The sequence below is a fragment of the Photobacterium angustum genome, from assembly GCF_002954615.1.
Lineage (GTDB): Bacteria > Pseudomonadota > Gammaproteobacteria > Enterobacterales > Vibrionaceae > Photobacterium > Photobacterium angustum_A.
Map to the genome: position 1 here is coordinate 436,332 of NZ_MSCJ01000001.1, position 24,987 is coordinate 461,318.

Consider the following 24,987-nt stretch of genomic DNA (forward strand, 5'->3'; position numbering starts at 1 on the left):
AACCATGTCACAGAATCCAACTGAACAGCAGAGCCCAAAAGGGGTTCGTCTTAATAAATTCATTAGTGATACAGGCTATTGCTCACGCCGTGAGGCGGACAAGCTGATTGATCAGGGACGCGTCACTATTAATGGTCAAAAACCAGAGATGGGCGTACGAGTAATGAATAACGATGATGTGCTTATTGATGATAAGCCACTTCGTAGCAAAGAACGTCCAATTTATATCGCGCTCAATAAGCCAACTGGGATCACCTGTACAACTGAACGTCATATCGAAGGTAACATCGTTGATTTTATTGGTCACCGCAAGCGTATTTTCCCTATTGGTCGTTTAGATAAGCCATCAGATGGCTTGATCTTCTTAACGAATGATGGCGACATCGTTAATAAGATCCTACGTGCGGGTAACTCTCATGAAAAAGAATACGTAGTCCGTGTTGATAAAGTTATCACGCCAGAATTCCTAGAAAAAATGGCGTCAGGTGTTGAGATCTTAGATACGGTAACCTTGCCTTGTAAGGTAACGAAAGAAACGAATTTCTCTTTCCGTATTGTGTTAACTCAAGGTTTGAACCGTCAGATCCGTCGTATGTGTGAAGCGCTTGGTTATGAAGTGTATAAGCTTCGCCGAGTACGTATTATGAACATCACGATTGACGGTTTACCTAATGGTAAGTGGCGTTACTTAACTGATGATGAAATCGGTGAAATTAACCGTTTAATTGCACAATCATCAGGTACTGAAGAAGCATCAAAAGTTGATGCTGAAGGTCGTAAAATTGCTAAAGCCACCGATGCGAAACTTTACGATCACCGCCAGCAAGAGGCGCGTAATGAAAAGCGTGCTCAAGAAAAAGCGTTTAAAACCTACAGTGGTACGGGTGAATTTACTCGTCGTCCTGGTGGGCAGCGTCAAAATCGCCGCAATGAAGAAGGCGGTGAATCGCGCCAACAGCGTGGTCAGGGACGTAATGATAATCGTCGTCCAGCGCGTACTTCAGATCGTGATTCAAAACCAAGTTTTGGTGGTAAAAGTACTGGCATCAAAAAGTGGAAATCTAAAAGAGAAGATTAATACACTCAAATAGATAAATAACGCCCTTTAGTTTCTTATACGCTCTCTAGACAGAGTGGATAGTTTAAAGGGCGTTTTTATTGGTGCGTAATTCGATGTGTAAATAAGGAAATAGCATGAAAATTGTTGCTGTAACAGCTTGTCCTACGGGGATCGCCCATACTTACATGGCAGCAGATGCGCTAAATAAAACAGCCCATAAAATGGGAATTCAGATCCACGTTGAAACGCAAGGTGCGATGGGGATTGAAGATCAGTTAACACTGCAAGATATTGCTAAAGCAGATTTAACCTTGATAGCTTCAGATATTGAAGTAGAGCAGCGTAGCCGATTCACTGGTAGTAAAATCCATTGTGTTACCATTGAAGAGGTCTTGATTGATCCAGAAGCTGTACTAAAACGCTGCCAGCAATTAATTACCCAATAGCAGGCATTACGATGTTGGAAAGACGCCTTACGTTCTATTGTGGTCACACTGGATTACCTCTTTTTCAGTTAGACAAATTGAAAAAGCTCGCCAGCTATTTTACTTCCGATGTGCAGGTGTTTAACTTGCAATTGTTACGATCTGAATCGGTAACCAAGCCTCTGCGTGTTTCAACACTTGCAAGTAAACCTTATCAATTGTGCCAGCTTGTTATCACAGGCGTGGATTCTGAATTAGCCCTATTGGTGCTGACTGATTTTATTCACGAATACGCTTGTCCGTTATTATTGCCATCGAGCGATAGTAGGGGAAATCGTATTTTAAAACAGCGTATGGCAATGCTGGATTTCCCTCTGTCTTTTATCACGCCGAAACAGATTCAGGCTGATAATAATAAAGCACAATTATTAGCAACGATGACACGCTCGCTGGTGGATGAAAAGGTGATTAAAGTCGATGACTATCAAGAAGTGTTAGTTGCGATAGAAAAGCGTGAAAGTATTTCTGCGACTGTGATGGGTAATGGTATTGCGATGCCCCATGTGATGATAGAACCGATTACTCAGCCTGCAATTGTCATTTACTGTTGTCAGAAAATGGATTGGCACAGCGCACGAGAAGATGTAAGTAAAGTATTAATGATGGTATTACCTAAGCCCTTATCGCGTTCTGTGCTAATGGCTTTTTCTCGGTTTTCAAAGCAACTACTACAAGATCGTTTTGCAGATGCTTTGCGCCAAGCATCTGATAGTAATGTTATACAAGCGCTGATCATTGAGGCGATGCTAGCGTCTGATTAAGGCTGCGATATTCAGTTGGTGTACGACCTGTTTTGTTTTTAAATACTCGACAAAAGTAATTCATATCTTGAAACCCGCATCGGGTTGCTACTTCCGCTAAACGAAAATTGTATTTCTTGAGCATAAATTTTGCGCGCTCAAGCCGTACCCAACAGATGTAATCTGCTAATCGCATATGTCCTTGTTGTCTGAACAAACGTGATAGGTGGTTCGGGGTAATATTAAAGCGATGAGCAATAGATTCTCGGCTGATCGCGCGGTGAAAGTTTTCTTGAATATAAATACAGATCCCTTGATAGAGATCTTCACAACGATTCTTTTTCACTTTATCTGGGGTATTGAGCATAGAGCGGCTATAACTAAGGAGTGCCAACAAGAGGTGTTCATCCATTGGTTTTTTCATTGGTTCTTTTGCCAGCATATTCAATGCCGATAAAATAGGATCAATAGCATGTCCTGTTGCAGCTTGGATTGAGTGTTTTTGCACATCAAAAAAGTGAGGATTGTCTTTGCTTTTGCTGACTAAACTAAAACCAATTTGTCTTTTACCAAATAACAGGCTCAATACCGAGCATTCCGTATCCCAATTGGGTTTATTCCAACAGTTCGGTGGAATATACAGAGCATCACCCAGCATCAAGTTAACATCTCGAATGCCATACTCACCGTCTTCTAATTGATTCACATACTCGCCTTTAAGTACCAATTCAAGACGAGGAAAATTCACTTGATAACTAAATTGCGGTGGTGTGCTGTGATCATTAGCAAACCAAATATGGTTAAAGCTTTCTCGCTCTTCGAGAATAGAATCAATAAGATTAAGAAATACGGTATCCATAATTTGCGTTAAGTCACCCAATGTTGTGAGGTATTGTGAGTTAGCAATAAATATTTATGGCTGTTTTTGTTATAGTGCAGCGCAATATTTTGTAAAACATAACTCATTTAATGGATTGTATCGAATAAGGGCTTATGGTGACCTGATTGATGTACCACTTTTTGACTTATGTAACATTTAGCATTGCTTAAATGGCATTCCCCTTCGTTCTTTTTAGATTTGCTAAGTGGAATACGATTTCATCGATGCACAACGATAATAAATTTAGGAATTAATATGGCTGGTATTCACCGTTCTGTGTTTTTTAAAATGAATAACGTGATTCAAGATTATGCATGGGGAAGTAAAACCTCGATTGAATCTTTGTTTGGTATCGTGAATCCTGATGCTAAGCCACAAGCTGAATTATGGATGGGCGCTCATGCGAATGGCTGCTCTGAAATTGAAGCCCAGGGAAAAGCGGTAAAGCTGTCTGACTTTATTGCAACGGATCCTAATGCGATCATCGGTGCGCAAACCCAGCAACAATTTGGTGAGCTGCCGTATTTATTTAAAGTGTTAGCGGCAGAAAAAGCACTGTCTATTCAGGTTCATCCAAATAAGCAGCAAGCAGAAGTAGGGTTTGCGAAAGAAGAGCAAATGGGCATTGCTCGTAATGCGGCGAACCGTAATTACAAAGATCCAAACCACAAGCCAGAGTTAGTCTTTGCGTTAACATCGTACCAAGCGATGAATGGTTTCCGCCAAATTGAAGACATTGCTGCGCAGTTTAATGCACTTGAAATTACGGCTATTAGTGAGTTAGTTGCTGCATTTAATGCCAATCAAACGGAAGTAGGTTTGCGGGATTTCTTTACTGCAATGTTATCGCTAGAAGGTGAGCAAAAAGCTTCAGCGGTAAACGCATTATTGGCTTACAGTGAAGCACATAAAGATCTGCCATTGTTTGCTTTATTATTAGATTTAGCTGAACAATATCCTGGTGATATCGGTTTATTTGCGCCGTTAATGTTAAATGTATTAACCCTTCAACCGGGTGAGGCGATGTTCCTTAGTGCCTGTACGCCACATGCCTACATTAAAGGTACAGGTTTAGAGATCATGGCGAACTCCGATAATGTATTGCGCGCTGGTTTAACGCCAAAATACATGGATGTACCTGAGCTCGTTGCAAACACCTATTTCACGCCAATGGCGTTTGATTCATTGTTGTTAGCCCCAACACAAGCAGAAAACGGTTTACATTATGCTATCCCAGTTCCTGATTTTAAGTTCAGTGTTTATAAGCAAGTAGATAACATTAGTCTTACTGTGAATAGTGCTGAAATTGTCTTTGCCATTGATGCACCAGTAACATTGATCCATAGTAATGGTGATAGTGTCGTGATAGAGAAAGGTCAGTCTGTATTTATTCCCGCTTATACTGAGCAGTATCAAGTAACTTGTGTTGGTACATTTGCCCGCGCCTACAACTAAGCAGATCTAACGTCTTAGCACTGATTTAAAGCGACAGAATATTCTGTCGCTTTTTTTGTTTTTGATAGTGTGAAGTATTTCACTAAAAGTAGGCTGAGATTGAATATCGAATGTGTGTTATTTCTAGTTATTGAAAATTTAGCGTTACAGACTGTAGTATGTTTTTTAACTTCTGATTTTATTTAAAGTTATGATAAATAACGTCTTTATTATTGGGTTTGTTCGTTTTTTTATGTTCAAACAAAGTGTGTGATAGTTCACATCCTTATTGTTAGGTTACATTTATCCAGCTAAAGCCTTTTTTATGCTCTATTTTGAAGCTGCCAAACACTAGACAATATTCCCATACTCAAATCCATCAAATTAAGTGTGATGGGCGATAAAAATAATTCTTGGGGATAGAACATGATCACTTCCTTGATCAACGAAAGCTTAATTAACCTTAATCTTAAGGCGAAAACCAAAGATGACGTGTTTAATGAAATGGCTGAAATATTAGCAGCGCAAGGGCGCGTGGCTGATAAAACGCAATTCATTGCTGATGTAAAAGCACGTGAAGAATTAGGCAATACAGGATTTGAAGAAGGGATCGCTATCCCTCATGCGAAAAGTGCAGCCGTTGCACAACCTGCGGTCGCGATTGGCGTTAGCCGTAACGGTATCGAATACGGTGCAGAAGATGGCAAACCATCACAACTTTTTTTCATGATTGCATCACCTGATAACGGCGATAACCATCATATTGAAGTCTTAGCTGAACTTTCTTCAAAGTTGATTGAAGATGGCTTTGTTGAGAAATTCTTAGCTGCTAAAACAGAAAAAGAAGCCTTAGCTTTATTACTTGAAGAAAAAGAGCAAGTTGTCACGCAAGAGCAAACGAAAGGTTTGATAATTGGTGTAACCGGTTGTCCAGCTGGCGTTGCTCACACTTACCTTGCAGCTGAAGCATTGGAAAAAGCAGGTGCAGAGCTTGGCTATGAAGTAAAAGTAGAAACCAATGGCTCAATTGGTGTCAAGAACTCCCCAACAGCTGAAGAAATTGCTCGTGCAGAAGCGATTGTGGTTAGCTGTGATAAGCAAGTAGACATGGCTCGCTTTGCCGGTAAAAAACTGATTAAAACTGGCGTAAAAGCGCCAATTAAAGATGCCAAAGGTCTTATTCAACAAGTGTTAGTAGCGAAAGCTTATGAAGCTGATGGTGATGATACTTCTGACTCTAGCGAAAGCAAAGTCGCGCAAACCCGTTCGAACTTATATCGCTATTTGATGAACGGTGTATCGCACATGATCCCGTTTGTGGTTACAGGTGGTTTGTTAATTGCACTATCACTGGCTATTGGTGGTCAACCAACTGATGCTGGTATGCAAATTCCTGCGGGTAGTCTATGGCAAAAAGTGCTCGATGTTGGTGTTGTTGCATTTACCTTAATGATCCCAATTCTTGCGGGTTACATTGCTTTTGCGATTGGTGATCGTCCTGCGTTAGCACCAGGTTTCATCGGTGGTTGGATTGCCAATAATGGTTCTTTCTATGATGCAAGTGCGGGTACTGGCTTTATTGGTGCCATAGTTGCAGGCTTGCTAGTGGGTTACTTCGTTCGCTGGGTTGCAACACGTAATTACCATAAGATGGTACAGCCATTAGTGCCGATTCTTATTGCGCCAATTACGGGTACCTTGTTTATTGCTAGCTTATTTATCTTCGTTATTGGTGCGCCAATCGCTGGATTGATGGATAGCATGAATAGCATGCTTACTGAAATGAGCACAGGTAACGTAGTATTACTCGGTATTGTACTGGGTGGTATGGCTGGCTTTGATATGGGCGGTCCTTTTAACAAAGTCGCGTTCTTGTTCTCTGTCGGTATGATTGCAAATGGTCAAACACAATTCATGGGTGCTATGGCATGTGCAATTCCAGTCGCTCCTTTAGGTATGGGGTTAGCAACGGTACTTGGTCGTAAGTTAAATATCTTTGAGCAATCAGAAATTGAAGCAGGTAAAGCTGCAGGTGCAATGGGCTTAGTAGGTATCTCTGAAGGTGCAATTCCATTTGCTGCACAAGATCCGCTGTCTGTGATTCCAGCAAACGTGCTAGGTAGTATGGTTGCAGCAGTGATGGCGTTCTCTTTTGGTATTACCAACAGTGTGGCACACGGTGGTCCCGTGGTGGCATTGCTTGGTGCGATGAACAAACCAGTTCTTGCCCTTCTATGTATGGCATCAGGTATGGTTGTTACTGCTCTTGTTGCGGTAACACTTAAGAAAGTACGTAAAGCGAAGGCTGAACGAGTATTAGCAACTGCTTAATCTCTAATTTAAATAGCTAAATAAAAGCGATGGGTGAAAGCCTGTCGCTTTTTTGTTTCTGAAAGACGGCACTGGCGGCAATTTGCACACTTGTTCTTGCAATCTATTGGACAACTTTGCACTATGTCAGTATTAGTAAAATTAAAGATGCATGTAAGCATAGAGATATCACAGAGGAAGTAATGGCAGGAAATACGATTGGACAACTATTTCGCGTCACCACATTTGGCGAAAGCCATGGCTTGGCGCTGGGCTGTATTATTGATGGCTGCCCACCGGGACTCGCATTAACTGAAGCTGATATGCAGCATGATTTGGATCGCCGTCGTCCGGGAACATCAAAATATACCACGCAACGTCGCGAACCCGATGAAGTGAAAATTCTATCAGGTGTGTTTGAAGGTGTGACAACTGGTACATCTATCGGTTTATTAATTGAAAATACCGATCAACGCTCTAAAGATTACTCAAATATTCAAGACTTATTCCGTCCAGGGCATGCTGATTACACTTATCATCAAAAATACGGGGTACGTGATTACCGTGGTGGTGGTCGCTCATCTGCTCGTGAGACGGCAATGCGTGTTGCTGCTGGCTCAGTGGCAAAGAAATACTTAAAACAAGTACATGGTATTGAAGTACGCGCTTACCTATCACAAATGGGTGATGTGAAAATTGATAAGGTTGATTGGGATCAAATTGAGCAAAACGCCTTTTTCTGCCCTGATGTTGATAAAGTTGAAGCTTACGATGAATTGATCCGTAAGTTAAAAAAAGAAGGTGACTCTGTCGGTGCGAAAATTACCGTGGTTGCGCAAAATGTCCCTGTTGGTTTAGGTGAGCCCGTTTTTGATCGTTTGGATGCCGATATTGCGCACTCTTTAATGAGTATTAATGCGGTAAAAGGTGTGGAAGTTGGTGATGGCTTTGATGTGGTTGAACAGCGTGGAAGCGAACACCGTGATGCGATGACACCGGAAGGATTTAAAACTAATCATGCTGGTGGCATTTTAGGGGGGATTTCATCTGGTCAAGATGTTGTGGCACATATTGCCCTTAAGCCAACATCAAGTATTACGGTTCCGGGTGAAACTATTACTAAGCAGGGTGAGACTGCTGAAGTTGTCACTAAAGGTCGCCACGATCCATGTGTTGGCATTCGTGCAGTACCCATTGCTGAAGCGATGTTAGCGATTACTTTAATGGATCATCTATTACGCCATCGCGGTCAAAACGCAGATGTCGTTACCTATACACCGAAGATTTAATCACTATAAAACTGAGATATAAATAAGCCACGCCTTGATGTACTCAGCGTGGCTTTGCTTTATCTGGTAATAAGACCTTGAGCTTTAGTGAAAGGATTCTTCTTTAAACTCAAACACAGGTAAGCTCCAGCTAAAATAGACTGCGGCCATGCGTAGGCTAAAACCTGTAATTAAAGTAATAAGCGTGGTGATATCAGGATGGACACCTATATACGACATGGCGTAGTACATAATACCTGCTATGAATGCGACCGATGCATAAAGCTCTTTATGTAGCACCATAGGTTTACGACGAGTGATCATATCACGTAGCAAACCACCAAATACGCCTGTCACAACTGCCGCAACGACACAAATAATTGGAGAAAGCCCCATTGTCATCGCTACTTGACATCCAATAATGCTAAAAACGATTAAGCCGATAGCATCGAGCAAGATAAACACTTTATGAAAACGTACAACCCAGCGCGCAAAGTAGGTAGTTAAGATCCCTGCAACACAGGTGATGACCAAGTATTGTGGGTGTGCAACCCAACCTAAAGGGTAGTGACCGAGTAAAATATCTCTCACTGTACCGCCACCAATCGCAGTAGCACTTGCAACTAGCATTACCCCAAACCAATCCATGTGGCGTTTACCTGCTGCTAACGCACCGGTCATTGCTTCTGCAGTAATGCCAATAATGTATAAAATTGAAAGCAGCATGATAACAATCGTCCTAAAATAAATTGAACTGATTGTATTTGTGATAGTCATCTACTTCTAATGAAAAGAAAATAATTTAGCATGAATTTAATTCATCCTAAATTAATAGATGAGTTTTTAGGTTTGATATGAATCGAGAGGCGTATTCGTTTATTGATGAAAGTAGTTGATTGAAAAGTAAGCAAAAAAGTATGTCTTTATAAAAAGACAAGAACATGACATTTGTCATGGTCTGTTATCTTAAGAATATTCGCACTTACATTCACTGCATTGTATAATCGATAAGTTATGTATTTCAGAAGTTAGCATTACTATGAGGCATGATTACAACGACTTAATCTTTATTTTCAATGGGTTATTTTTAGATGGTCTCAATACAGAGTTACTTCTAGGCGGTGATGAGCCAATTTATCTGCCTGCTTCTAGTAAGCGACAGCATAATCAGATAATTTTTGCCCGTGGCTATTTTGCCTCGGCAATGCACGAGTTAGCACACTGGTGTATCGCAGGTACTGAACGACGCAAATTAGAAGATTATGGTTATTGGTATGAACCAGATGGACGCTCCGAGGCAGTTCAAGCAGCGTTCGAAAAAGTAGAGATCAAGCCACAGGCCATAGAGTGGATTTTATCAGCAAGTTGCGGATTTAAATTCCAAGTAAGTTGTGACAACTTGAGTGGTGACTGCGAGCCTGATAGGGTAGCGTTCACGTTAAAAGTTCGTGAGCAAGTACTGACCTATTTAGAATACGGAATACCAGAGCGAGCTAAAATGCTATCTGATGCGTTTCGATCTTTTTATAGTATCAAACAGTTAACAGAACAGAATTTCATACAACCCATTTGAAAGAATGAAATGGGTTGTATATAAGGTAGGAAATGACAATTCAAGAATACGAAGAAAAGCTGCTTGAGCTTATCGACGATGGAATCGACACTGCAACAGACGATGAGTTGTTTGCTGGTGGGTATCTGCGTGGGCATATTTCATTAGCGGCTGCTTATTGTGAATCAGAAAATGAATTACAAATATTAGCGATGAAGGAAAGAGTCGAACAAAGCATTGCTGATGCAAAAAGTGAGCTTTCGCCATCAGATTATGTTCTTGTGTGCCAAATGTGGCAAAAAATTTTAGTTTAATATTTAAGTTGTGTGAAAATGAAAGATATCAAAGTGACAGATAGAGCAACGAATGAAGATATTGGGTTGGTTGACTTTTTAAAAATTCTTTGGAACAGTAAGTTAATTATTACAGTATGTACGTCTGTATTTACTCTTATTGCTATTGTTTATGCTTTTACAGCTCAACAATGGTGGACATCGCAAGCTATTGTTACGGAAGTTCAATATACGAGTAATGCTAATATTAAAGAGGAGTTAATAAATCTATACACTGTAGTAAATGATGATTCTAAAATAAATCAAGTGCTTACTAGAGAAGCGCTATTTAAGGCATATATTACAGAATTTAATGCATTTGATAATAAAAAAGAGTTTATCAGTAATAATGAAATAATGAAGCAATATTATTCTGATGGAGAAAATAATAACAAAAATAGATTTATTAACAAATGGTCTAAGAATATTTCAGCACGTGAAGATAAAAAAAATAGCTCGAATTTATTCGAACTTAGCTTTAAAGCAACAACGCCTAAATTAGCATACGATTTATTAGAATCTTACTCTGAGTTTGTTTCAAATAAAGTCAGAGATGAAGTATTAGAAGAGTTGAATGCTAAAATTAGATTCAACCAAAAGCTGTATTCACAAAATTTACTTGTTCAAGAAAGTATTGCAAAGAAAAAGCTTTATAATGAAGAAGTTAAAACAAATTATGCCCTAGATATTGCTAAGTCCGCAAATGCTTTAAAGCCGATGGCTGAAATGAGCTCTAATCAATTATTCGGAATCGATCTTGGAAGTGAAGCATTGGCTGAAAAGAGTAAAATTCTAAGTCAAATAAAAGATCTAAGCATTATTGACCCTAGTTTAAGTACTGCAAAAGTCAGATCGGATTTAGTTAATGCTGTTCGTTTAAATAAAGACGCTAATTTACAAAGTGTTCGGTATTTACAAAAAATCTCTCTACCAATTGATAGAAGTAAGCCTATGAGAGGGTTAATTATCGCATTGAGTTTTATATTTGGTTTAATGATTAGCATGATTTTTGTTTTACTACGAGGGAAATTGAGTAAATAAAATAGATGTCAGAAGACTGATATTTATTGCGTATATTCAAAAAAGTTGTTGATTTAGCTAACTGGTAATAGCTTATAACCTGTGGGCGGTAGCGTGTTTAAAAACGCTACCGTCTATCTTATTTAATGCTTGAAGTTAGTTCATATTTAAAATCAAATAAAAGTATAGTAATGAAAAAATTTTTATTTAATAGTGCGTGGTTGGTGACAGATAGAGCTTTATTTCTTCTCGGAAGTTTCATCATATCAGTGTACGTTGGTAAATATCTTGGACCTTCGAAACTGGGTGTTGTTACATATGCATTATCTATAAGTTCTGTACTAATAGCACTAATTGAACTTGGAGCTAACCATAGTATTTATAATCGGGCTGCAAGGAATAAAAAAAGTGCTATTAATCTGATTGAAAGTACATTTAAATTAAGAATAATACTATTTTTTATATTTTATTTCTTCTCTATATTATTTTTATCAACACACATTCACAACCAAGATGACTTTATAGTTTCATCTGTTATAGTTTTTTCAGCTTTATTTACAGGTTTAGATACTTATCAGTACTATTATAATGCAACTTTAAAATCAAAAATTAATGCGATATCTTCACAAATATCATTTGCAATAGTTTTTATTTTAAGATATTTATTTGTATACTACGAAATTGACTTTGCATGGTTTTCAATAGTATTTTTATTACAACCATTATTAACTTTCTTAATAAGGTTTTTCTACTTTAGAAAAAAAGTAACAACAAAAAAGAAAAATAGAGTAGATAAAAAAGCATATGTAAGATATACAATAAAAACGGGATCGTCTTTAGTACTATCCGCTTTATCAATCGTTATTTATACCAAAGTAAATAATTTTGTTATTCAATATACATTAGGTGATGAATCTTTAGGATATTTCTCAATAGCATTACAATTAGGATTAGTTTGGTTGTTTATTCCTAATGCAATAATAATGTCTTTTTTAACAAAGATAATTAAAAATACAAACGATCTAAAAATAAAAGGTATATCTTTTATTATTTTGATTGTAATAGCGGTATCAATACCTTTTATCATTTTATTCTTTTTCTTCTCAGATTTTATAGTAGAACATACATATGGTGATAATTTTATGCAAGCATCTAGCATCATATGGATAATTGCTGTATCAGGTATATTCTCTTGTGTCGGTTATCTTAATAATAGAGTTATATCTTCAATCGGAGAGTATAAGTTTTTATTATTTAAAACTATATTTGTTTCATTTGTCTCTGTACCGCTATCTTACTTTTTGACTATTAATTATGGAATTAAAGGCTCAGCAATAAGTATATTAATTGTTGAATTTATGTCAGCAACATTTATTAATTATTATAATTGTAAGCCGATCATGTATAGTCAGTTGAAATTATTAAACGGATTTTCATATATAAAAATGATAAAATAATTTATTGTTTTTTTTAGGTATATTATGATTGAAAAAAAATTCTATGATAGAACACTAAGTTTAATAATATTATTTGCTATATTTTCTATTTCATTTAGGTTGTATGCATTAACGATATTGTTATCACTGCTTTCTATTGTTTTTATATTTAAGAAGTTTAAATATAATCGAAGATTTATAACTTCGATATTTTTTGTGTTTTTATTTTTTATTTTTTATTTGTTTTTTGGTATAAATAACGGTGTGCTAACCGATAGTATTGATAAGTTTATATTAAAACAAATGTTATTTATTAGTTCTGGTTTTTTATTCTTTTTACTCCCTGCATTTCGTGATAATGAATTTAAAATTTTAGAAAAGTTTTTGATATTAAGCTTGATATATTATTATTCAATTGTAATTTATAGTTATTATAATGGTTTTGTAGGATATAATGATATATATAATCCATTTATTAATGAAGAAATAAATTCGCCTCTAATTGCTCTACTTGGAACATTAAGTGCTATTTCATTAGTTGATATAAATCAGATGAAAGGAAAAAATAAGCTCTTCAATATTGTACTTATTGTATCTATTTTATATTTATCTGGTATATATTTAGGTTCGAGAGCTTCTCTATTTTTAATACTTATCTATATTACCTTAAGGTTCTCTAAATTAGTCATTTATTCAATATCAATAGTTTTACCAATATTACTTATTGTATATTTAACATCAAATATCAATTTTGGTGACGTTCTTGATGTTGGAGGGTTTGCATCGAGAGGGTTGCAAAGCTCCAGATTTGGCATGTACACATATGGATTTAGTCATATGTGGGATTTTCCTTTTGGTGGTTTGAAAGTACTCTCTCATACATATTCTGGTAGTTGGTTCCATAATATGTTCCTTGATATAATAAGAGTAGCTGGTTTCACAACAATGTTTTACTGGGTATTTATACTATTATCAACAACTGTAATAATCGTTTATAATAAACTGTATAAAGGCATAAAAACCTTTGGTTTGTTATTCATTATTTATATATTAGCATTGTCTCAAGATTTAGCTTTTGATGGCCAATATAATATAATGTGTATTGTGTTTTTTATAATTGGGTATAATGTTTATAATTTAGTTACAATTAAGGAACATGATTAATCTTTTATTATATTTAATTATACGGAAATATTAATCTAGATTAACGTCAAATAGGAATTAGGAGTTAATGTGATTTCAGTAGTTATTACAACTAAAGATAGGAAAGATTTTCTAGAAAGAGCTATAAATTCGATCTTTAATAATGAAATGCTTCCAGATGAAATTATTATAGTAAATGATGGAGGTAAAGCAGTAACCTCATTTAAACATGATAAGATTCAATTTAAAATTATAAATAACCCTCAATCTTTAGGTGGGAATAGAGCTAGAAATCAAGGTATAGAATTATCTTCGGGCGATTATATCTTTTTTCTTGATGACGACGATGCTTTAACTCCAAATTCAATTTCTGAAAGACTTAAAGTTTTTGATAATCCTGATATTGTACTTGCTTTTACTGGTGTTAAATTTGTAAATAGTTCAAATTTAGACACAGTGATGAGAGAAAAAAAACCATATTCTGAAGAAATTACTAATATTAAGTTATTAGCAAAAGGTAATTTAATTGGTTCAACATCTTGCGTAGCAGTTCGGAGAGATGCAATTTTTAATGCTGGTCTATTTGATGAAAAATTATCAGCTCTTCAAGACTATGATACGTGGATTAGAGTCTCTAAAATTGGAAAAATTGGGAATGATAATCAATCAAATTTAATTTATACAATTCATGATACTAGTAATCAAATAAGTTCAAAATATGACAGATATTTAGTTGCTGGTGAGTATATGTATAAAAAGTATATAACTGACTTAAATGAATATAATATATCAAGAGAGTTCTTATCTAATCGTTATTTAAGAGTTGCTATGTCTGCTTCATCTACTTCAGAGTTTATTAAATATAAATACTTGATTAAGTCATTAAAATATAAAATTAGTATATATGGAATAGCTTTACTGTTACCTACTATTCTTCTAAAGAAATTTAAAAAATTTGTATAACTATAAGGGAACTATAATGAGTGATACGATTGTTTATGTGTCTGGAACTTTTGATTTATTTCATAGTAATCATTTGAAAATGATAAATTATGCCAAGGGGTTAGGGGATCGGCTTATTGTTGGAGTAAGTACTGATGAACTAGTTTGCTCTTATAAAAAGCCACCTACAATTCCATTTGAAGAGAGAATTTCAATCATTGAGGGGTTAAAGTCCCCAGATGTTGTTATACCTCAACATACTTTAGATCATAACAAAACAGTTGAAAATTTAAATATTGATATATTTGTTATTGGTGATGATTGGGTTGGCAAGTATGATTATTTACGAAAAAAGAATGTCAAAGTGTTTTATTTTCCATACGGTAAAGGAATAAGTTCTTCTTCTCTTAAACAAAAAATCTATAGTCAATATACTGAAATGTTAAAAGATATTGATGATCACCCGATTCCCGAGCCAACGGATACTAAATGAAAAATATTCTAATTACAGGTGGGAATAGTGATATTGCTAAATCATTATTCAAACGACTATCTAAAGACTATAATATAGATGCACCTATAAGAAATGTATTGGATGTTACTTCAATTGATAGTGTAGATTCTTTTGTTTCGAATAAAAGTTACGATGTTTTAATTAATTGTGCAGGAACTCTTTATTCAAGTTTAATTAGTAAATCAGATCCAAGTTTGTGGATTAATGATATTAATGTTAATTTAATTGGATCTTATTTGGTATCACGAAAGGTATTAATAAATAACCCTCGTGCTATTGTTATTAATATTGCTTCAACTGCTGCATATAATACATATTCAGATTGGTCATCTTATTGTGCATCTAAAGCTGCTGTTTTAAGTTATTCAGGTTGTCTTTATAAAGATGGGTACAATGTTTATATTTTATGTCCAGGAGCTATTGATACAAAAATAAGAAATGGCCTTGACATTAATAATGACAATGTTATGACTATCGATCAAGCTATAAGTCCGATAGAGGATATTTTAAATAATAAATATAATATTGGCGATATTATATTTTACAGAAAAAATGAACTTTTAGTTAAAAGTTTTGAATCTTGCTGAGGTCACAATGTCAACAGAATTAGAAAATTTACAAAAAAAAATAATAACGATTGCAAGTACTATAGATTCTTTTTGTAAAGATAACGATATCAACTATATGCTATGTGGTGGAACCTTATTAGGCTCAGCTCGACATGAGGGTTTTATACCTTGGGATGATGATTTTGACATCGCGATGCCTAGGGAGGATTTTGAGAAATTTCTTAGGTGTTGGAAAGATACTAATGATTTATCTATAATCACAACTAATGATCAACAATATTATAAAATAGCAACGCCAGCAAAAATTTTTGATGTAAATACGCGGGTCCAAGAAGTCGGTGAAGTATCAAATGGTATGCCTGAATTCAATCCATACGGTATATTTATTGATATATTTCCTTTAGATTTATACCCAAACAACTTTTTTGGTAAATTGATGAATAAGTACTGGGGTAAGGTTTTATTAGCTAAGCAGCAGTCAAAATTCCCCATGTATGAAAGGCCGCCTTATTTCAGATTAATGCTGTTTTTTATGAAGTTATTCCCCCAAGTAGCATTGAATAAAATTAATAATAAATTGATATCTATAATAAAAAATAGCAAATGTGATAGTAAATTTATTGGTTATGGTGTAGACACACCATATGATGATTTAATAACAGGACCAGAAAATATACTTCCATTTCAGAGAGATTGTTTATTTGATGGCCACTATTTTTCAGGGCCTAATAAAAAAGAAGTATATTTAGAAACAAGATATGGTGATTATATGGAGTTACCTCCACTCGAATCTCGTTTTCAGCATATTGAGAAGGTCATGGAAATTAACTATAAAAATGATAGTGTGATCAACCGTCATAAGAAACAATAATATTTAGAACATAATATAAGGCGGAGCTATAATGTCTGATAATAGTAAACTCATGTTCACTGTAGGATTGTCTATTTATGATGGTGTTTCAAGAAATCAACTAGAGAGATGCATTAACTCTATAATTAATCAAACATTTCAAAATTTTGAATTAATTATATATTTAGACGGAGTTAAAAAAAATGATTTAATAGAGTTTATAGATGATATTTCTGATAATAAAAAGATTAATATTATAAGATCAACTGAAAATAAAGGATTAGCGGTTGGTTTAAACTCTATAATAAAAAATATGAATGGTGATTTTTTAGTAAGAATGGACGCTGATGATGAGAGTAAATTACATCGTCTTGAAGTTATTAATGATTTCTTTTTATTTAATCAGGACGTTGATATTTTAGGTAGTGCGGTTGAACAGAAGAATTTAGAGATTAAAAGTAGTGAAAGCGTTGATATTTTTTATCCAGAATATCATAAAGAGATAGTTAAACAATTTAAATATAGAAATCCTATATCACATCCTACAGTTGTTTTTAGGAAGCGTGTTTTTGACTTAGTACCGTCTTATCCTATTATATCAGATAGAAATGAAGATACATTAATGTGGCTTAGTGCTATCAAATCTGGATTTGTTTTTCATAATTTAAAAGACGTTTTATATATCTTTAATTATAATGAAGAAACAGAAAAGAGAAGAGTTGGATTTAAGAAGTCATTTTCCGACTATATTGATCGAATTCGTGTGCAGTTAGACCTTGGCTGTAGTTTTAAAGACTGCCTATTATCTTTGTCTCTTTTTGTTCTTTCTGTTACACCCTTGTATAAAGCAATAAGGAAAAAATACTTTGAGTCAGTATCTAGCAAAAAAGAAAATATTTGATTTGTTTTTTTCTTTTATTGGATTAATTTTTTTATGGCCTGTTATATTATTTGGATGGATAGCATCTTCAATTAGCACAAGATCTAATGGTTTTTTTCTTCAGAAAAGAGTCGGTGTTAATGGTAAAGTCTTTCATGTTATTAAACTCAAGACTATGACAGACACAAAAAGTGATTTTAGTTCTATTACTGCTTTGAATACGAAACGTATTACTAAAGTGGGTGCATTACTTCGAAAAACAAAAATTGATGAGTTACCTCAATTAATAAATGTTTTTTTGGGGCAGATGAGTTTTGTTGGGCCACGCCCTGATGTTGAAGGTTATGCTGATAAGCTTACTGGCAATGAACGTAAAGTTTTATCATTTAAACCAGGTATAACGGGTAAAGCAACAATTTACTTTAAATATGAAGAGGAATTATTGCAATCAGCAGAAAACCCTCAAAATTTTAATGACTCAATTGTGTATCCATTGAAGACTAAAATAAATTTAGAATATGCCGAACACGCTTCGATAATAAAGGATGTTGACATTATTCTTCAAACAGTTATTGGTAAAAGTATTTATAGTGAAACTATTATTCCTTTTACGTCAACTCATGAATGTATTGATAAACTGGAGTCATACAAATGTTAAACGGTTTTTTTTCTCCTTGGCCTTCATTTACACAAGAAGAAGCAAATGCTATCAGTGAGGTACTACTGTCTAATAAAGTAAATTATTGGACAGGTACAGAATGTCGCGAATTTGAAAAAGAGTTTGCTGCATGGGTTGATTCCAAATATGCCGTTTCTTTAAGTAATGGTACTTTAGCTTTAGATGTTGCTTTAAAAGCTATGGATATTGGTGAAGGTGATGATGTTATTGTTACATCACGTACTTTTCTTGCTTCAGCATCAAGCATTGTAACTTCTGGTGCTAATCCTGTATTTGCTGATGTGGATTTAAATAGTCAAAACATTACGGCAGGAACAATTAAGGCAGTGTTAACACCTAATACTAAAGCGGTTGTTGTTGTTCACCTTGCAGGGATGCCAGCAGAGATGGATGAAATTATGGCTTTAGCTGAAGAACATAATTTGTATGTAATTGAAGATTGCGCCCAAGCCCATGGTGCTAAGTATAAAGGTCGTAGTGTTGGTACTATAGGTCATGTTGGTGCATGGTCTTTTTGCCAAGATAAGATTATGACTACTGGTGGTGAAGGTGGCATGGTAACTACGAATGATAAAACGTTATGGGATCGTATGTGGTCTTATAAAGATCATGGTAAGAGTTATGATGCAATTTATCATCGTAAGCATGAAGCAGGTTTTCGTTGGCTTCATGAAAGCTTCGGTACTAATTGGCGAATGCTTGAAATGCAGGCCGCAATAGGTCGAATTCAATTGAAGCGTATGGCTGAGTGGACAGCGAAACGTCAAGCTAACGGTAAAGCTATTGATAATGCTGTTGCTGAACTCAATGCTGTCCGCTGTGTAGAGGTACCAAGCTATATTGAACATGCAGAATATAAACATTATTTGTTTATCAAGCCAGAAAATTTAAAAGCAGGTTGGACTCGAGACAAAATTGTTGATGAGATTAACCTGCAGGGTGTTCCTGTCTATCAAGGAAGTTGCTCAGAAGTTTATTTAGAGAAAGCATTTGATAATACTCCTTGGAGACCCAAAGAACGCTTGAAGAATGCAGTAGAACTTGGTGAGAATAGTCTAATGTTTTTGGTTCATCCAACATTAACGGATGAGGAAATTAAAAAAACATGTCGTGTATTGGTAGATGTATTGAATAAAGCTTCTATATAAGAATTAGATGTTTATCATATTAAAGCGGCTACGTGCCGCTTTTCTTTTTTGAGTTAATCATGTTTGCTAGTGTACAATGTATTATCAAATATTTAGAGTTGTTCTTTGAGGTTTTATGTCGTTCATAGATGCATTTTTCTCAATACCACGCGTATATAAAAGAGTTTTGAGCGTGTGTGTTGATCTATTGTTTATTCAAATTGCTTTTTGGGGAGCTTTTTGGACACGACTAGGTGACTTTGATGAACTTTACAAAGCTGAATACTGGTATCTTGTAACTTTTCTTTCTGTAGTAAGTGTTTTTTGCTTTAGCCGAATTGGTTTCTACCGTGCAATTCTTCGATATTTGAGTATTAATGCTTTATTTACGTTAATTACAGGCGCCTTAGTTTCAACTGTTGTTTTTGTGCTAACTACTTATTTCTATAGTATTTGGGTACCCAGATCTGTTTCTGTCATTTATTTTGGCTATCTTTTCGTACTAACAGGTGGAGCTAGGGTATCTATTCGTATGTTTTTTGCTCAGCGTAGTATGAAGCGAAAACCAAATGTAATAATTTATGGTGCGGGAGTCGCAGGTCGCCAACTAGTAAATTTATTACGTCAAGGTGATGAGTTAAATCCAATTGCTTATATTGATGATAATAAGAAATTACAAAACTCCGTAATTCAAGGTTTGAATGTTTATCATCCATCAAAGTTAGCGCGTGTAGTTAATAAAGGTGATGTTAAGCAAATCTTACTGGCGATTCCAAGTGCTAGTCGTTCTCAACGTCGTGCAATTGTTGAATCATTAGTTAATTTACCTGTAGAAGTACTTTCTATACCAAATCTTGATTCGATTGTTCATGATAATGTATCTCTTGATCAATTAAGAGATGTTGCTATTGAAGATCTTTTAGGACGTGAACCTGTTAAGCCTCGCGATGATTTGATGTCAGCAAATATAACTGATCAAGTTGTTATGGTTACTGGTGCAGGTGGTTCCATCGGTTCAGAGTTATGCCGTCAGATCGTTAAGTGTAAGCCAAAGTCATTATTATTATTTGAGCTTTCTGAATATTGTTTATATAGCATTGAGAAGGAATTGTCAGAGTATGTTTTAAAGCGAGGATTAGATGTTGAAGTTGTGCCTTTATTAGGCTCAGTTCAACGCATTAATCGTTTAGAAACAATAATGAAGACCTTTAACGTCGATACTATTTACCATGCAGCAGCATATAAGCACGTTCCTATGGTTGAATATAATGTTGTTGAGGGCGTTAGAAACAATGTCTTTGGAACTTTTTATACAGCTCAAGCGGCCGTTAATGCGGGTGTGTCTTCTTTTGTTTTAATCTCAACAGATAAAGCGGTGCGTCCTACAAATGTAATGGGTACAACAAAACGCATGGCTGAGCTTGGTCTTCAAGCGTTAGCTTCGGAAGAAGCTAAAAAAGAAACTGGAACGCGTTTTTGCATGGTTAGATTTGGTAATGTGCTCGGTTCATCTGGTTCCGTTATTCCACTTTTTAAGCGTCAAATTAAAGAGGGTGGGCCAATTACCATCACCCACCCTGATATTATTCGTTACTTTATGACTATTCCTGAAGCAGCGCAGTTAGTTATTCAAGCTGGCGCTATGGGTAAAGGTGGTGATGTCTTCGTTCTAGATATGGGTGAACCCGTTAAGATTGTCGATTTAGCCGAGAATCTAGTGAAGTTATCTGGATTAGAGTTGAAGAGTGAAAATAATCCATTTGGTGATATTGAACTTAAATATACGGGTCTTCGTCCTGGTGAGAAATTATTTGAAGAGCTATTGATTGGAGATAATGTAGGCGAAACCGATCATAGCCGAATTATGACAGCTAATGAGCGTTTCTTATTTTTAGATGAGTATCAGCATATTCTAGATTTACTGGATAAAGCTTGTCATGATTTTAAACATGAAGATATTCGCCAAATTTTGCTTGATGCGCCAACTGACTTTAAACCAACAGATGGTATTGGTGATGTAGTTTGGAAACGAAATCAGCAAAAATAGTTAATCGAACTGCATATTAATTAAGGCCAATTGTTATAAAATAATTGGCCTTTTTTATATCTATTGAAACGGAGTTAGTCATGTTCAACAAAATCCTTGTGGTATGTGTCGGCAACATTTGTCGCTCTCCTTCGGGTGAACGTATATTGTATAAAAAGTTACCAGCCAAACACGTCGCTTCTGCAGGTATTGCAACCCAAAAAAGCGGGTTAGTTGGTAAGAGTGCTGATGCGATGGCATGTGAGGTGATGGAGCAATATGGTGTGGATTTATCCGATCATAAAGCGCAGCAATTAACGCCTGAGTTATGTCATGAATATGATCTGATTTTAGTGATGGAAAAAGGGCATATTGAAGCTGTAACCAATATAGCTCCTGAAGCTCGAGGTAAAACTATGTTGTTTGGACAATGGATTGGTCAACGTGACATTCCAGATCCTTATCGCCAGAGTCGTGAAGCATTTGAACATTCATTAACTTTAGTGGAGCAAGCGGCACAAGCGTGGGCGGCTAAACTTTAATTTTCCGTTTATAAATATGGTTTATTTATTGATTTAGTAGTACGTTATTTGCGTGTCACATGGTTGTTTTTCGTTGATTTCGTGAGCCTGCTCTGATTCTAGTTGTTAATATTTCTATCATGGTAATAGCTCTGTCATTATCAAAAATTGGACGAAATATAAACACAAGGAATGTTCGTGGATATTATTCACCATGGAGCAAAAACAGGCGTAACAGGCTCGTGTCATGAGTTAGTGATTGGTAATAGCAGCCTATTAGTTGATTGTGGTCTTTTTCAGGGCGCGGAAAATAAGAATAATAAGTTTGATATTGAATTTGATGTTAAACGGATTGAAGCGCTCTTGATCACTCATAGCCATATTGACCATATTGGTCGTATCCCATGGCTACTTGCTGCAGGTTTTACCGGTCCAATTTATGCGACAGAAGCAACGGCAGCATTATTGCCGTTAATGCTTGAGGATGGTTTAAAGATTCAATTAGGATTTAACTCTCAACAATGTAAGCAGTTTACACAACTTATTCAGCAAAAAATACGTCCTGTCCCTTATGATTGTTGGGCGAAAGTCGTTTTATTAAATGGAGACAGTGTTTCTGTTCGCTTTCGTCAAGCTGGTCATATCTTAGGTTCTGCCTATATAGAAGTCGAACTTCCTGATCAAAATATTGTAGTATTTAGTGGCGATCTCGGCCCTTGCAATACACCGCTATTAACCGATCCAGTTTCCCCTGACAAAGCAGATGTACTTGTAATTGAAAGTACTTATGGTGACAAAGCTCTACATGATACCCAGCAACGTGAAGCTCATTTGCGAAAAATTATAGAACATTCATTACAAGATGGCGGAGCAATTTTAATTCCAGCTTTCAGTGTGGGCCGTACACAAGAGCTATTGTTTGATATCGAGAATATATTAGCTGATGTGTTAACAGGTTCGAGTCATGATAATACCTATCGTCGTTGGAAATCATTGCCAGTGATCTTAGATTCACCATTGGCGTTGAAAGTGACGGAGCAATATCGCCATTTTCAAGAGTTATGGTCCAAAGAAGCAAAAGATCGTCGTTATATGGGGCGTCATCCTCTTTCTTTTGAACAGTGTATTACGATAGAAACACATCAAGATCATATCGAGTTAGTTAATCGTTTAAAGCATTCAGGGGAGCCCGCGATTATCGTTGCCGCAAGTGGAATGTGTGCAGGCGGTCGGATTGTTAATTATTTAGAAGCGTTATTATCAGACTCACGAACGGATGTCATTTTTGCAGGATATCAAGCAGAAGGAACACTGGGACGTGCGTTATGTAATGGCGATGAAGTGGTTGAAATACATAATCAAGCAATAGATGTTGAAGCTAATATTTATCAAATGTCTGGCTATTCGGCTCATGCTGCACAAGATGATTTAGTGAAGTTTGTTGCTGGGATCAATGAGGGTCCCTCTGTGATCCGTGTTGTTCATGGTGATGTTGTTGCACAAACACAACTTGCAAAATGCTTACAAGACTGTAAGCCCGAAGCTCATATCATTATTGCTGCTAATGAATAGCAATATAATTAAATGGTATTTCTAATATCTTTATTTTGAGAGTGATTATGCTGTTTGCTCTCAATATAATAAGATGCTTTGTATAGCATAATATTGATGGTTTTAATTTCATTTCAATTATAAATAAGAGTTGAATCTGAAAAATATCTAAAATTTAGTCTTTACGCTTTTTATTTATCCCCTTTTATCAATGTTCAAACTAAGGTAGACATTACTCTATATTGGCTCATTGTTATCTTAGCTGTTGTTCTGATTTTTATTGTGAAGCTAAAAGCATTGGCCGTTAGTTATAATGATAAATAAGGACATTCATGAAAGCTATTTTACCTCTTACGATAGCCGCTCTATTAAGCTCTTCAGCAGTTGCCGCTGATTCTCCCGTTGTTGCTGGTTACTTTGCCGACTGGCAATACAATAATGAATCTAATCCTTATACTGTTAAAGATATTCCTGCAGATAAGCTTACTCATGTTATTTATGCTTTTTTAAGCATGTGTGGTCCACATCAAGGTGCGAGTGATGCGGTACAGAAACAAATTGAAGCTGCATGTCAGGGTAAAGAGCCTTTTAGTGCGGTGATAGTTGATCAAGTATCAGCATTACAGAAAGATTTTGGGCCGACGAAAGCTAAGGTTGCTTATAAAGGACATTTTGCTCAGCTTAAAGATTTAAAAAATGAAAAACCGGAACTAAAAATATTGCCTTCTTTTGGTGGTTGGACAATGTCTGAACCTTTCCATGCAATGGCAAAAGATAAAGCATCGATTGAGCACTTTTCAAAATCAGCTGTTGAACTTATTGCTCAGTATGATTTTTTCGATGGTATTGATTTAGATTGGGAGTACCCAGGTGGTGGCGGTTTAACAACCTCTCCTTGGAATCCTGATACTAAATTATCGGATGAGCAGAAAGCATCAGAAAAAGAAGCGTATACCCATTTAGTTAAAACACTGCGTTCTGAGTTAGATAACTTAGAGAAGACAACAGGGCGTGAATATGAGCTTTCTACTGCTGTTGGTGTAGGAAGTAAAGCAGAGTCAATTGATTGGGCTGCTGTTGCGCCGCACTTAACTAATATGTTTGCGATGACTTATGATTATTTAGGTGGATGGGGGACACAAACAGGGCATTTAACTAATCTTCATGCAACGGATAATGGTTGGTGGGGAATGGGCACCGATGTATTTGTGAATAAAATGATTTCTCTGGGGATCCCTGCTGATAAATTAGTTGTTGGTGCGGCATTTTATGGTAGAGGCTGGGAAGGAACCAAAGGATTTGATGGCAAAGCCATTCCGAAAGAGCTTTCTTCTACGCAAGGTGCAAGTTTTGGTACGTCAGCACAAGAGCCTGGTTACTTTATGTATTGGGACTTAAAACGTAACTATACAAAAGCACAAGGCTATATCTCAGGTTATGACGAGAAAGCTGAAGCACCTTACTTGTGGAATGAAGAGAAACAAGTCTTTATTAGTTATGATGATTCACGCTCGGTAAAAGCCAAAGCTGATTGGGTGAAGAAAAACAAGCTTGCAGGTCTCTTTGTATGGGATTTATCTGGCGATGAAAATAATGAACTAATGAATGTTATGTCGGCTGAATTGAAGTAACAGTATAATAAAGAAAAGCGCAATAGGCTTCCTCTGA

24 protein-coding genes are annotated in these 24,987 nt (G+C 35.9%); 22 read left to right on the plus strand and 2 right to left on the minus strand.

Going from position 1 to position 24,987, the window contains the following annotated elements; genetic code table 11:
- Positions 1-4: 4 nt before the first annotated feature.
- The 3 genes from rluF to BTO08_RS01895 all read left to right on the plus strand — a co-directional run bounded on the left by rluF (position 5) and on the right by BTO08_RS01895 (position 2,306).
- Positions 5-1,078, plus strand: a complete 1,074-nt coding sequence (gene rluF / locus BTO08_RS01885) for a 23S rRNA pseudouridine(2604) synthase RluF (RefSeq protein WP_105059656.1) — start codon at positions 5-7, stop codon at positions 1,076-1,078.
- Between the two features lie 116 nt (positions 1,079-1,194).
- Entirely contained in the window at positions 1,195-1,506 is a 312-nt protein-coding gene (locus BTO08_RS01890) for a PTS fructose transporter subunit IIB (RefSeq protein WP_045129776.1), read from the plus strand.
- Between the two features lie 11 nt (positions 1,507-1,517).
- On the plus strand, positions 1,518-2,306 hold the full coding sequence (locus BTO08_RS01895; RefSeq protein ID WP_105059657.1) for a PTS sugar transporter subunit IIA: 789 nt from the start codon (positions 1,518-1,520) through the stop codon (positions 2,304-2,306).
- Here BTO08_RS01895 and BTO08_RS01900 read toward each other — a convergent pair.
- Positions 2,278-3,144, minus strand: coding sequence for a helix-turn-helix transcriptional regulator (locus BTO08_RS01900; protein ID WP_105059658.1), 867 nt, complete (start codon positions 3,142-3,144; stop codon positions 2,278-2,280). The two genes, BTO08_RS01895 and BTO08_RS01900, sit on opposite strands and share 29 nt — an antisense overlap.
- A 276-nt stretch (positions 3,145-3,420) precedes the next feature.
- On the opposite strand from BTO08_RS01900, the gene manA reads away from it, so the two are divergent.
- From manA to aroC, 3 genes are all read left to right on the plus strand, one after another.
- Positions 3,421-4,620 (plus strand): mannose-6-phosphate isomerase, class I, encoded by a 1,200-nt coding sequence (gene manA, locus BTO08_RS01905; protein ID WP_105059659.1) that lies wholly within the window; start codon positions 3,421-3,423, stop codon positions 4,618-4,620.
- 405 nt (positions 4,621-5,025) lie between these two features.
- Positions 5,026-6,930 (plus strand): PTS fructose transporter subunit IIABC, encoded by a 1,905-nt coding sequence (locus tag BTO08_RS01910; RefSeq protein ID WP_105059660.1) that lies wholly within the window; start codon positions 5,026-5,028, stop codon positions 6,928-6,930.
- 182 nt (positions 6,931-7,112) lie between these two features.
- Positions 7,113-8,198 (plus strand): chorismate synthase, encoded by a 1,086-nt coding sequence (aroC, locus tag BTO08_RS01915; RefSeq protein ID WP_105059661.1) that lies wholly within the window; start codon positions 7,113-7,115, stop codon positions 8,196-8,198.
- 84 nt (positions 8,199-8,282) lie between these two features.
- On the opposite strand, the gene BTO08_RS01920 is transcribed toward aroC, so the two are convergent.
- Positions 8,283-8,903, minus strand: a complete 621-nt coding sequence (locus BTO08_RS01920) for a trimeric intracellular cation channel family protein (protein ID WP_105059662.1) — start codon at positions 8,901-8,903, stop codon at positions 8,283-8,285.
- Positions 8,904-9,216: 313 nt separating this feature from the next.
- On the opposite strand from BTO08_RS01920, the gene BTO08_RS01925 reads away from it, so the two are divergent.
- The 16 genes from BTO08_RS01925 (at position 9,217) to BTO08_RS02000 (ending at position 24,950) form a co-directional block, all read left to right on the plus strand.
- Complete coding sequence (locus tag BTO08_RS01925) at positions 9,217-9,750, plus strand: elongation factor P hydroxylase (RefSeq protein WP_105059663.1); 534 nt, start codon at positions 9,217-9,219, stop codon at positions 9,748-9,750.
- A 32-nt stretch (positions 9,751-9,782) separates the two neighbouring features.
- On the plus strand, positions 9,783-10,043 hold the full coding sequence (locus BTO08_RS01930) for a YfcL family protein (protein ID WP_105059664.1): 261 nt from the start codon (positions 9,783-9,785) through the stop codon (positions 10,041-10,043).
- Between the two features lie 18 nt (positions 10,044-10,061).
- Entirely contained in the window at positions 10,062-11,102 is a 1,041-nt protein-coding gene (locus tag BTO08_RS01935; protein WP_105059665.1) for a Wzz/FepE/Etk N-terminal domain-containing protein, read from the plus strand.
- 170 nt (positions 11,103-11,272) lie between these two features.
- The gene (locus BTO08_RS01940) at positions 11,273-12,538 is read left to right on the plus strand and encodes an oligosaccharide flippase family protein (protein WP_198038398.1); all 1,266 of its coding nucleotides are present in this window, start codon (positions 11,273-11,275) and stop codon (positions 12,536-12,538) included.
- Between the two features lie 24 nt (positions 12,539-12,562).
- The gene (locus BTO08_RS01945) at positions 12,563-13,681 is read left to right on the plus strand and encodes a hypothetical protein (RefSeq protein WP_105059667.1); all 1,119 of its coding nucleotides are present in this window, start codon (positions 12,563-12,565) and stop codon (positions 13,679-13,681) included.
- A 69-nt stretch (positions 13,682-13,750) separates the two neighbouring features.
- A complete protein-coding gene (locus BTO08_RS01950) occupies positions 13,751-14,623 on the plus strand; it encodes a glycosyltransferase family 2 protein (protein WP_105059668.1) in 873 nt (290 codons plus the stop codon).
- A 16-nt stretch (positions 14,624-14,639) separates the two neighbouring features.
- Positions 14,640-15,095, plus strand: a complete 456-nt coding sequence (locus BTO08_RS01955; RefSeq protein WP_105059669.1) for an adenylyltransferase/cytidyltransferase family protein — start codon at positions 14,640-14,642, stop codon at positions 15,093-15,095.
- A complete protein-coding gene (locus tag BTO08_RS01960; protein ID WP_105059670.1) occupies positions 15,092-15,703 on the plus strand; it encodes an SDR family oxidoreductase in 612 nt (203 codons plus the stop codon). The genes BTO08_RS01955 and BTO08_RS01960 overlap by 4 nt, the downstream gene beginning before the upstream one ends.
- Before the next feature lie 7 nt (positions 15,704-15,710).
- Positions 15,711-16,556, plus strand: coding sequence for a LicD family protein (locus tag BTO08_RS01965; protein WP_105059671.1), 846 nt, complete (start codon positions 15,711-15,713; stop codon positions 16,554-16,556).
- 31 nt (positions 16,557-16,587) lie between these two features.
- The gene (locus tag BTO08_RS01970; protein WP_105059672.1) at positions 16,588-17,436 is read left to right on the plus strand and encodes a glycosyltransferase; all 849 of its coding nucleotides are present in this window, start codon (positions 16,588-16,590) and stop codon (positions 17,434-17,436) included.
- A complete protein-coding gene (locus tag BTO08_RS01975) occupies positions 17,402-18,073 on the plus strand; it encodes a sugar transferase (protein WP_105059673.1) in 672 nt (223 codons plus the stop codon). Before BTO08_RS01970 ends, BTO08_RS01975 begins: the two co-directional genes overlap by 35 nt.
- Positions 18,067-19,242 (plus strand): DegT/DnrJ/EryC1/StrS family aminotransferase, encoded by a 1,176-nt coding sequence (locus BTO08_RS01980; protein ID WP_105059674.1) that lies wholly within the window; start codon positions 18,067-18,069, stop codon positions 19,240-19,242. The genes BTO08_RS01975 and BTO08_RS01980 overlap by 7 nt, the downstream gene beginning before the upstream one ends.
- A gap of 115 nt (positions 19,243-19,357) precedes the next feature.
- On the plus strand, positions 19,358-21,268 hold the full coding sequence (locus BTO08_RS01985) for a nucleoside-diphosphate sugar epimerase/dehydratase (protein WP_105059675.1): 1,911 nt from the start codon (positions 19,358-19,360) through the stop codon (positions 21,266-21,268).
- A gap of 80 nt (positions 21,269-21,348) precedes the next feature.
- Complete coding sequence (locus tag BTO08_RS01990) at positions 21,349-21,789, plus strand: phosphotyrosine protein phosphatase (protein ID WP_105059676.1); 441 nt, start codon at positions 21,349-21,351, stop codon at positions 21,787-21,789.
- A 177-nt stretch (positions 21,790-21,966) separates the two neighbouring features.
- A complete protein-coding gene (locus tag BTO08_RS01995) occupies positions 21,967-23,340 on the plus strand; it encodes an MBL fold metallo-hydrolase (RefSeq protein ID WP_105059677.1) in 1,374 nt (457 codons plus the stop codon).
- A gap of 311 nt (positions 23,341-23,651) precedes the next feature.
- Complete coding sequence (locus tag BTO08_RS02000; protein ID WP_105059678.1) at positions 23,652-24,950, plus strand: glycoside hydrolase family 18 protein; 1,299 nt, start codon at positions 23,652-23,654, stop codon at positions 24,948-24,950.
- Positions 24,951-24,987 lie beyond the last annotated feature (37 nt).